7 protein-coding genes and 1 pseudogene are annotated in these 9,266 nt (G+C 60.4%); 6 read left to right on the top strand and 2 right to left on the bottom strand.

Annotated elements, in window-relative coordinates:
- The 6 genes from NKH22_RS30460 to NKH22_RS30435 form a co-directional block, all read left to right on the top strand.
- Positions 1-267 (top strand): helix-turn-helix transcriptional regulator (locus NKH22_RS30460; protein ID WP_352912263.1); only part of this gene is annotated, 267 nt, incomplete at its 5' end.
- A gap of 108 nt (positions 268-375) precedes the next feature.
- Entirely contained in the window at positions 376-786 is a 411-nt protein-coding gene (locus NKH22_RS30455; protein ID WP_352912262.1) for an MFS transporter, read from the top strand.
- A complete protein-coding gene (locus tag NKH22_RS30450) occupies positions 783-1,580 on the top strand; it encodes an MFS transporter (protein ID WP_352912261.1) in 798 nt (265 codons plus the stop codon). The genes NKH22_RS30455 and NKH22_RS30450 overlap by 4 nt, the downstream gene beginning before the upstream one ends.
- Positions 1,581-2,119: 539 nt before the next feature.
- Positions 2,120-2,980 (top strand): hypothetical protein, encoded by an 861-nt coding sequence (locus NKH22_RS30445; RefSeq protein ID WP_352912259.1) that lies wholly within the window; start codon positions 2,120-2,122, stop codon positions 2,978-2,980.
- A gap of 348 nt (positions 2,981-3,328) precedes the next feature.
- On the top strand, positions 3,329-3,919 hold the full coding sequence (locus NKH22_RS30440; protein WP_352912257.1) for an ankyrin repeat domain-containing protein: 591 nt from the start codon (positions 3,329-3,331) through the stop codon (positions 3,917-3,919).
- Positions 3,920-3,931: 12 nt separating this feature from the next.
- Positions 3,932-4,435 carry a YHS domain-containing (seleno)protein gene (locus tag NKH22_RS30435; RefSeq protein ID WP_352912255.1) on the top strand — a complete coding sequence of 168 codons (504 nt, stop codon included), beginning with the start codon at positions 3,932-3,934 and terminating at the stop codon, positions 4,433-4,435.
- Between the two features lie 15 nt (positions 4,436-4,450).
- Here the strand turns inward: NKH22_RS30435 and NKH22_RS30430 are convergent, their stop codons facing one another.
- Both NKH22_RS30430 and NKH22_RS30425 read right to left on the bottom strand, forming a co-directional pair.
- Positions 4,451-6,631 (bottom strand): adenylate/guanylate cyclase domain-containing protein, encoded by a 2,181-nt coding sequence (locus tag NKH22_RS30430; protein WP_352912254.1) that lies wholly within the window; start codon positions 6,629-6,631, stop codon positions 4,451-4,453.
- A gap of 104 nt (positions 6,632-6,735) precedes the next feature.
- Positions 6,736-8,914, bottom strand: a pseudogene (locus NKH22_RS30425) (tetratricopeptide repeat protein).
- Positions 8,915-9,266 lie beyond the last annotated feature (352 nt).

Raw genomic sequence — 9,266 nt, 5'->3', positions numbered from 1 at the left:
CCGAGACAGCACCACAAGCATCTCAAATCCACCAACATGCTGGAGCGGCTCAACGAGGAAATCCGCCGGCGCACCTATGTCGTGCCGCACGCATTCATTGCGCAGCGACGGTTGGAGCAATCCGCGGACATGTTGCGATCGACCAATCTGTCGGCGACGGAAATCGCGATGGAATGTGGTTTCGGCAGCTCGAGCCATTTCACGACCGCCTTTAAGCGGGCTTTCGGCGTGGGCCCGACGGAATTTCGTCGTAAGTGCAGAATCTAGGCCGCCGCTTGTCTGTTCTCAGCAAGTATCGGAAATCCCCAACATCACAGTAAAGCAGGCTTGGCGGAAGAAGGTATCCATCGGCGGTCAGCCCTGGATACGCCGCTCATGTCAAACCTGGTTCGAAATCATCATGCCAAAGGACGGGCCGGCCGGTCCAATCCCTGCCTCGGTTTCCTGGCCAGCACGCTATCGGCGGCTGTTGCCCGAAACGGCTACTACATCGCCTCCGCCTGGATTCTCGTCGACCGAGGATACGCAACTGCCGGCGTGGCGACGTTCCTTGCGATCGTCAGCGTTGTCGAATTCATCGCGAGCCCTTTGGCCGGCGTAGCGGCGGATCGATTTGACAGGCGATGCTTGAACGTTGCGGCAGACCTCAGCCGCTTCCTCGTTATGCTGGCTACCGCTTGCGCGCTCCTCTACATGGACGTGTTTGTGATTATCTGTCTGTCAGCGGCCCTCTTTTCGTTTTGCGACCGTGTCGCGCTTACAAGCTCTCAATCAATGATCCCGTGATAGCTGACGGCCGCGATCTTGTAGCCACGAATTCCGCCGTCTTCTTCGCCATGCAGTTCGGCAACCTCGGCGCTGCTCTGCTTGCAGGGCCGTTGCTGCATGAACGCTCTCCAGCCCTGCCATTCACCGTTCTTGCTGCCTTCTTTTTGTTTTCAGCGGGCTGCCTAGCCATGATGCGGCTGGAACCGGTTTCGCGCGATGTCCGCATCGCCAAAATCTCGGCAGCCCAAATCGATCCGAGCCTGCGGCGTCTCATTGTCGTCTACGCACTTCTCTATACAAGCGCGGTGCTTGTCAGCGTCATGGGATCTAGCTTCGTCTTCCAGGAGCAGAAGGGAACTGCCGTGGATTTCGGCTACCTCGAGGCTGCATGGTCGGCGGGCTCACTGATCGGCGCGGTCTCTCTATTCCGAATTGAAAGAGCGATGAGTACCCACGCGCGGCATCTCATGCTTTTGAGCCTTACGGCGCTGGTCCTCATGGCGCTGACATCTCTGCCCACGCCTTGGACAGTGATCCTTTTTGCCGCCCTCGGATTTCTATACAATCTTGGACGCGTCAGCGTTGAAGTCACATTGCAGTCGCATGTATCCGTTTATCTGTTGGGCCGGGTCAAAGGCACTATGCATAGTGTGCCCGTGGCGCTCGGGTTACTCGCCTTCGGCATCGCCGCCGCTGTTGGAGATCGAGCATTTCCTTCGACGATTTTCTTTGGCTTCGGAGTGGTGCTCCTCATCAGCGTTTTGTGTTCGAGCGTCGGTGTAATTCAGACCCAAGAAAAAGGTGAAACGTGAGGTGGAAGAGCTAACAGCAGGCGTAGATGCGAAACAGGCAGTCCTGGGGTCGCTGACGGCACTCTACCCCTGGATGAGCCCATACCATTCCCGGCCGATCCGCGATTATGCGTTTCGCCTGTTTACGGCGCCGGCTTCGGTTCCCATGCCAGAAATCCGGCTCCGAGCCTTCACCAAACTACTCGACATCATCAGGAAGGCAGCGACACGAAACGGGTTGTCTGCCGATACCGCCTTGGAAATCTGCAGGGATTTCGAAAGGCGCCGCGTGTTGCAGACGGGCCCCCATTTGTTTCTCCTCATGGAGCCAGAAGCCTATTACACGCATATCTTCAGCCTCCTTGGGCTCTCGGCGCACCGATGTTCAACCTACGTTTCCTATGCCGTTTCGACAGAAACTCGTCGAAAAGCCCCGCAAAGGACCAGGCTGGCTCACCGTTGACGGGAAGCCGGTCAACGTCTTTGGCCTAAGCCGAAGCCGGATGATCGGATATAGCCTGCTGGCCGGGCGGGGACCCTATAGGTTCGAGTTGTTGCCGATGGAACCAAACACCGGGGGCGACGTGCTTACGCTGCTTCGTGCCTTTCTGCCGAAGACGCAATTCGAGCGGCCCGCGCATGCCATCAAGGCAGCCAATCTTACGCTTTGGCCAAAAATGTTCGGAGGCCGCTTTGCCTTCCTGCAGATCGATGACGAGGATATCGCCGACCTGGTGGCAGACCATCTGTCGGACGAAAATTCCTGGCTACGCATGAGACTGCTGGAAGACCCGAACTTCGCCTCCAATATCCTTGCCAGTCTCGACGGGCTTGCGTCCGGCCCCTGGAGTGGCTGGCTCGCGCGCGGCACTGATTTCTTCTGGTTCTATGAAAATGGCAAACGCCTTCCGCTGCGTCTGGTGGCCGGAGAACTCATCGATCCTGCGACCGGTAGGAAAGTGGCGTGCTTCACAGCCCCCGACATCCTCGAGCGGCTGGCAAACCGCAGCCCTGTCCCGAATCTCCTGCTGATGTTTCTGGTTTTATCGATCCTGCCCGGCGTGCGCGCGCTTGGAGGCAGCTATCAGCCGATCTACTATCCCCTGATGCGCTATGTCGTCTGCCGGACGCTTGAGGCCGCAGGCGTGGATGAAGATCTTCGGCAGGCTCTCGCAACCGACGACGTACCGGGCGCTTGGGGACATCGGGTAATTGAGTGTGATGGTGATCCGCTCGAGCTATGCCTAAATTGCATGAACGGCGCGATGAGTGATCTTATCGACCGATTGGGCGACATTTCCTTCGCCGAGGCATGTGGAAGCATGAAAGGCTTCGTGACGGACCCGTCGTGGCATGAACTTCACAAACGACTTCGGAACGGGCTGATTGCGCCGACCGATGAGGAGTGGGCTTTTTCCTGAAATGTCCTATGCACTTCCCATGTGTACGCCGGTTACGAATGGCAGCTTTGCGCCCCATGTCGCACATTGAGCAAGCCATAGTTACATCCGAAAGCGGACACTTCCGCCAACGGCCACCTTTGCGCTTACCGGCTATCCCGACGGAGCAACAGGCGGTTACGCTCGGCGCCTCGGTAATCGACGCTCTTCAAAATTCAGACTGGACCGGTGCCCCTACTGACGAAGCCAGTAGCACTAACGCCTTCCCGCCCTGGGCCGCGTTCGCTACGGCCGCGCCGTCCGCCTTGGATCCACCTGATGTGCCCAGGACAGCTTGTATGGCCACAAGCTAATATGCTACCTTGCACAATGCGCGGATTGCTGGCACTTGGAATGCTGGTTTTGGCGGCTACAACAGCAGCCGCAGGTGAGCAGTTGTTCGACTCCATCGCCGCCGGCGACAAGGGTGCCGTGGAGCAAGCCCTGGCAGGCGGTGCCGACGTCGACAGCCGGGCGCGCGACCAGGCAACGCTGCTCATCGCTGCAGCGCTCGATAACCAGCCGGAAATCGCCGACTTCTTGCTGGCCAAGGGTGCCGACATCATGGCGCGTAACTCGGGCGGCTTTACCCCGCTTCATGCGGCGGCCTTCTCGGGCAGCCTGCCGATCGCCAAGCTGCTGCTGGAAAAAGGCGCGGTGCTCGACGATGCCGCCAACAAGGCGGGTGCTACGCCGTTGCTGGTGGCCGGCGAGGAAAACCACGTTGAACTGGCCGAGTTCCTCATTGCGAAAGGTGCCAATGTGAACCATGCCGAGGGGCATGGCTACATGCCGATAACGCGCGCATTCTGGAAGGGCAACACGGATATCATACGACTTTTCAAACGCCATGGTGCTACCTGCCAAGTCAAAATTCTTGGCGAGGCGAACGCGGCGAAGTGCGCCGAGATCCACGATTAACGGAGGATACAGATGAGCACGATGATCAAGCCACGACTGCTTCGGAGTTTGGGGACGGCTGCCCTGGTCGCGGTAGCTGTGGTCGCCGGCGCGGGATCGGCATGTGCCGACGATTCGGTAAACACCGGCTATTTTGGTGGTGTGGCGATCATGGGCTACGACACGGTCGCTTACTTCACTGACGGCAAGGCCGTGAAGGGCTCCGAAGAGTTCACTTATGAATGGCTGGGGACACCTTGGCATTTCGCCAGCAAGAAACACCAGGAAATGTTCATGAGCGAACCGGTCAAGTACGCTCCTCAATATGGCGGGTACTGCGCCGGCGAAGTCGTGGGCGGAGGGGTCACGGTCAATGTCGATCCTGAGGCATTCAAGATTATCGACGGCAAGCTCTACCTGATCTACGACGTCGACAATGCCGATGATTTCGCCGCGCATGCAGCTGAAAATATCCCGAAAGCCGATGCCAACTGGCCGAAGGTCGCGGCCAATTTGGAACTCGATCACTATCATTGAGACGCGCGTGTGCGTCTACCGAACCACGGTGAAGTGAAACACCTTGCTTGTATTGGCATAGGAGTAGCTTTTGCCGGCTGCGTCGTTGCGTCTGTAGACGGGACCACAGTCGGGGCGACCGAACAGGTTCTCGCTCTGCTCGCACAACAGATCGCCATCGACGTAGACGGTCTCGGTGACTAGCCGCGTCGTAGAGCGGAAGGCCGCCTTGCCGTCGCTTCCGATCTGAAGGAAGGCTGGTTGGAGACCGGGTTCGATCTGGCCTTGCAGTGTATGGCCAATGACGAGGGACGCGATCTCGGCACCCTTTAACTGGTCCTGTTCGGCCGGGGTAAAGCCGAAGCGCCATTGGGGTAGGCCCGCCTGGCGCAGTGCGGCGACGAGTATCGCCAGATCCTGCGGATTCCGAAAATGTGCATGAGTCATCTCCCACCCAGCCAAAGAGTCCACGTAGCTGGACCCTGCTACGAGGCGGAGCCCCTCGGCGATTGCGGCTTTCGCATCCGGTAGGCGGCCGCCGCGGACATACGCCGCAGCGAGCGTAAACCGAAAGTTGCCAACCGTGGACGCATCGTCGCGTGTGTGCTCGAGAGTCTCGATCGCTTTCTCGACATTGCCCTGGAGCAGAAAAACCAGCCCAGCAGTTTCCCGGTTGATCGCTGAGAGGTCGGGGTCGAGCCTGAGCGCCGTCTCGACCGCAGTAGCTGCCTCGGCATGATTGCCGGCGTATAACTGAACATATCCAAGGGCTGCTTGCGCCTCTGCATCGCCCGGACCGATTGAAACAGCCTTCTTGGCAGAGGCAATCGCATCTTCGTAGCGGCGATTCACGACCTGCATGATCCCAAGAATAGCATAGGGCGACGAAAGGTCAGGGTCGAGTTCCAAAGCTCGGCTCGCCTTCTCATAGGCTCTCTTTCGTGCTGGCGCGCTCTGGATGACGTCGTTGAAGGCCTCCCGCCAGATATAGACTGTGGTGCGCGCGTCGGCCGCGAAGGCTTCGGCAAAGGCGGGGTCAAGCTCCTCCGCCTTGTCGTAGAGCGCAAGCGCCTCCCGCAGCCCGGCCTGCAGGACGCTGCGTGACGCCGTCTCGGCTTGTAGATAGTAATCATAGGCCTCGAGATTGCTCGTCGGCGGGCGTGCCATTCGTTCGCTTTCCGCTGCCGAAGGTTGCATGCCGAGCGCCTTGGCGATCTCGCCGCTCATCTCGTGCTGGACGGCAAACACGCCGGCCATGCCACGGTCGAACCGGTTGGCCCACAGATTGTCGCCCGTTGCCGTATCGATGAGTTGGGCATTGAGGCGGATCTGCTCGCCGGTGCGGCGGACGCTCCCCTCGACAACGAAGCGGACGCCAAGGTCACGCGCGACGTCCGCCAGCGCTGCAGGCTTGTTCTTGTAGGCGAACACCGAGTTGCGCGCGATGACGTCCAGACCGGACAGCTTGGTGAGGTCGGTGATCAGATCCTCGGTGATGCCGTCAGCGAAATAGTCCTGGCCTGGATCGCCGCCGAGGTTTGCAAACGGCAGCACGGCAACCGATGGCCGCGATGGCACTGAGAACTTCTGCCATGCAAAAATGCCCGCAATCGCGGCGATCGCCAAGGCGGCGGCGCCCGCCAGGATGATGACGCGCGAGCTCGGCCGGTGTGGCGCGGCCGTGACCTTTCCCGATGCTGCGGGATCCAGCAGCAGTCGATAGGCGCGAACCGGATCGGCGATGTTCTTGAGGCGCTGCTCGCCAAGACTGGCAAAGCCGACATCAACCTTGTGAACGGCATGATCAAATGCGGTTCCGGAGATACATACACCCCCCGGCTCGGCCATAGCCTCGAGGCGTGCGGCGATGTTGACGCCATCGCCGTAGATGTCATTTTCCTCAACGATGACATCACCGAGATTGACGCCGATGCGAAACCGGATGTGGCGGGGGTCGGAGGTGCCCTGGTCTCGGACAGCCATCCGGCGCTGAATCGCGGCAGCGCACTGGACGGCATCAACAACGCTGGCGAATTCTACCAGCGCCCCGTCTCCCATGAGCTTGATAATCCGACCGTGGAATTCCTTGATCGCGGGGTCGACCAGTTCTCGACGGCAACCCTTCAGTCGTTCGAGCGTGCCGACCTCATCCTCGCCCATGAGCGTGCTGTAGCCGACCACGTCGGCAGCAAGGATCGCGGTAAGCCTTCGCTCCATACCTGCCTGCGCCCTCCCGGTCGATCACGCGGCTTCGCTGCAGCCTATTCCAGTCCCGCGTCGGACGCGAGCGTAAGCAGCCGCTTTCACCGAGACGCGTGCATCTACTGAACCACCGCGAAGTGGAACACCTTGCTTGAGTTGACGAAGGAATAGCCGCCGCCTCCATCGTCGCGGCGTTTATAGACGGGTCCGCAGTCCGGGCGCCCGAACATATTCTCGCTCAGCTCGCACAAAAGGTCGCCATCGACACGGACGGTCTCGGTGACCAGCCGCGTGGTGGAGCGGAAGGCTGCCTTGCCGTCGCTCCCGATCTGGAGGAAGGCTTGTTGGAGACCTGGTTCAAGCTGGCCCTGCAGCGTATGGCCCAGCACCAGCGAGGCGATCTCCTCGCCCTTCAAGCGGTTGTGCTCGTCGCCGGTGAAGCCGAACGGCCATTCGGGCAAGCCGGCCTGCTGCAACGCGTCGATGATGAGAGCCAAATCGCGCGGGTTACGATATTGGGCACCGTTGAGCCGATATGCAGACAATGAATCGGACCCAGCTGTCGACGTGGAACGTAGTCCCTCGGCGACCGCCGCTCTTGCATCGGGCAAACGGCCGGCGCGGGCGTAGGCCGCAGCGAGGTCAATCCTGAAATCTCCAACTGACGGCGCCTCGTCGCGGGCGCGTTCGAGCGCCTCAATCGCCTTGTCGGTGTTGCCTTGAATGAGAAAGACCAGACCGGCAATTTGCCGGTTGATGGGGGAAAGGTTGGGATCGAGCCTGAGCGCCGTCTCGACGGCAACGGCTGCCTCGGCATGATTGCCGGCAAACAGCTGGACATATCCCCGCGCGATCTGTGTCTCGGCATCTCCGGGGCCGAGCGCGACGGCTCGCTCGGCCGAAGCGATGGCTTCCTCGTAGCGGCGATCCACGACCTGCATGATGCCAAGAATCGCATAAGGCGACGAAAGGTCCGGATCGAGTTGCAGCGCACGGCTTGCCTTCTCATAGGCGCGCTTGCGCGCGGGTCGCGCTCTGCATGATGTCGTTGAAAGATTCGCGCCAGATATAGACTGTCATGCTTGCGTCCGCCGCGAAGGCTTCGGCAAAAGCGGGGTCGAGCTGCTCGGCCCTGTCGTAGAGCGTGAGTGCCTCACGCAGCCCGTCTCGCCGACCGGTCCGTGCTGTCTGCTCGGCCCGAAGGTAGAAATCGTAGGCTTCGAGGTTTTCCGTCGGCGGCCGCGCCATGCGCTCGCTTTCCGCTGCCGAAGGTTGCATGCCAAGCGCCTTGGCGATCTCGCCGCTCATCTCGTGCTGGACGGCAAACACGCCGGCCATGCCACGGTCGAACCGGTTGGCCCACAGATTGTCGCCCGTTGCCGTATCGATGAGTTGGGCATTGAGGCGGATCTGCTCGCCGGTGCGGCGGACGCTCCCCTCGACAACGAAGCGGACGCCAAGGTCACGCGCGACGTCCGCCAGCGCTGCAGGCTTGTTCTTGTAGGCGAACACCGAGTTGCGCGCGATGACGTCCAGACCGGACAGCTTGGTGAGGTCGGTGATCAGATCCTCGGTGATGCCGTCAGCGAAATAGTCCTGGCCTGGATCGCCGCCGAGGTTTGCAAACGGCAGCACGGCAACCGATGGCCGCGATGGCACTGAGAACTTCTGCCATGCAAAAATGCCCGCAATCGCGGCGATCGCCAAGGCGGCGGCGCCCGCCAGGATGATGACGCGCGAGCTCGGCCGGTGTGGCGCGGCCGTGACCTTTCCCGATGCTGCGGGATCCAGCAGCAGTCGATAGGCGCGAACCGGATCGGCGATGTTCTTGAGGCGCTGCTCGCCAAGACTGGCAAAGCCGACATCAACCTTGTGAACGGCATGATCAAATGCGGTTCCGGAGATACATACACCCCCCGGCTCGGCCATAGCCTCGAGGCGTGCGGCGATGTTGACGCCATCGCCGTAGATGTCATTTTCCTCAACGATGACATCACCGAGATTGACGCCGATGCGAAACCGGATGTGGCGGGGGTCGGAGGTGCCCTGGTCTCGGACAGCCATCCGGCGCTGAATCGCGGCAGCGCACTGGACGGCATCAACAACGCTGGCGAATTCTACCAGCGCCCCGTCTCCCATGAGCTTGATAATCCGACCGTGGAATTCCTTGATCGCGGGGTCGACCAGTTCTCGACGGCAACCCTTCAGTCGTTCGAGCGTGCCGACCTCATCCTCGCCCATGAGCGTGCTGTAGCCGACCACGTCGGCAGCAAGGATCGCGGTAAGCCTTCGCTCCATGTGCGGTTGTCCTGCCTCCCTAGCTCAAAGCTTCGCTGAGCGTATTCGACTGGCGTTTCGAATGCGAGCATGCTTGGCCTACTGGACAGCGATAATGCAACCACGTCGTTTTGAAGACATTGCCCTCATGGCTTAGCCTTGTGCGAAACCGGATGTTGCCGCATGGCTGATGTGGGTCGAGATCGGCCTCTGTCGTTCTTAACTGGCCACAAGCGGACTTACTGGTCCCGGCCCCAAGGCTGCCGGTCAGCAATGCGCCTCATTTCGGTCGTTCAGGCCGCGCTGACGGTTTCCTGAAAGCTGCCTGTCCGTTCAGCCTATTGTCTGGCGAGGAGATCGGCACAATTCGGCA

It is taken from the genome of Mesorhizobium sp. M1252 (genome assembly GCF_040318265.1).
Taxonomy (GTDB): Bacteria; Pseudomonadota; Alphaproteobacteria; order Rhizobiales; family Rhizobiaceae; genus Mesorhizobium.
This window is presented reverse-complemented; position numbering and strand designations above follow the sequence as displayed.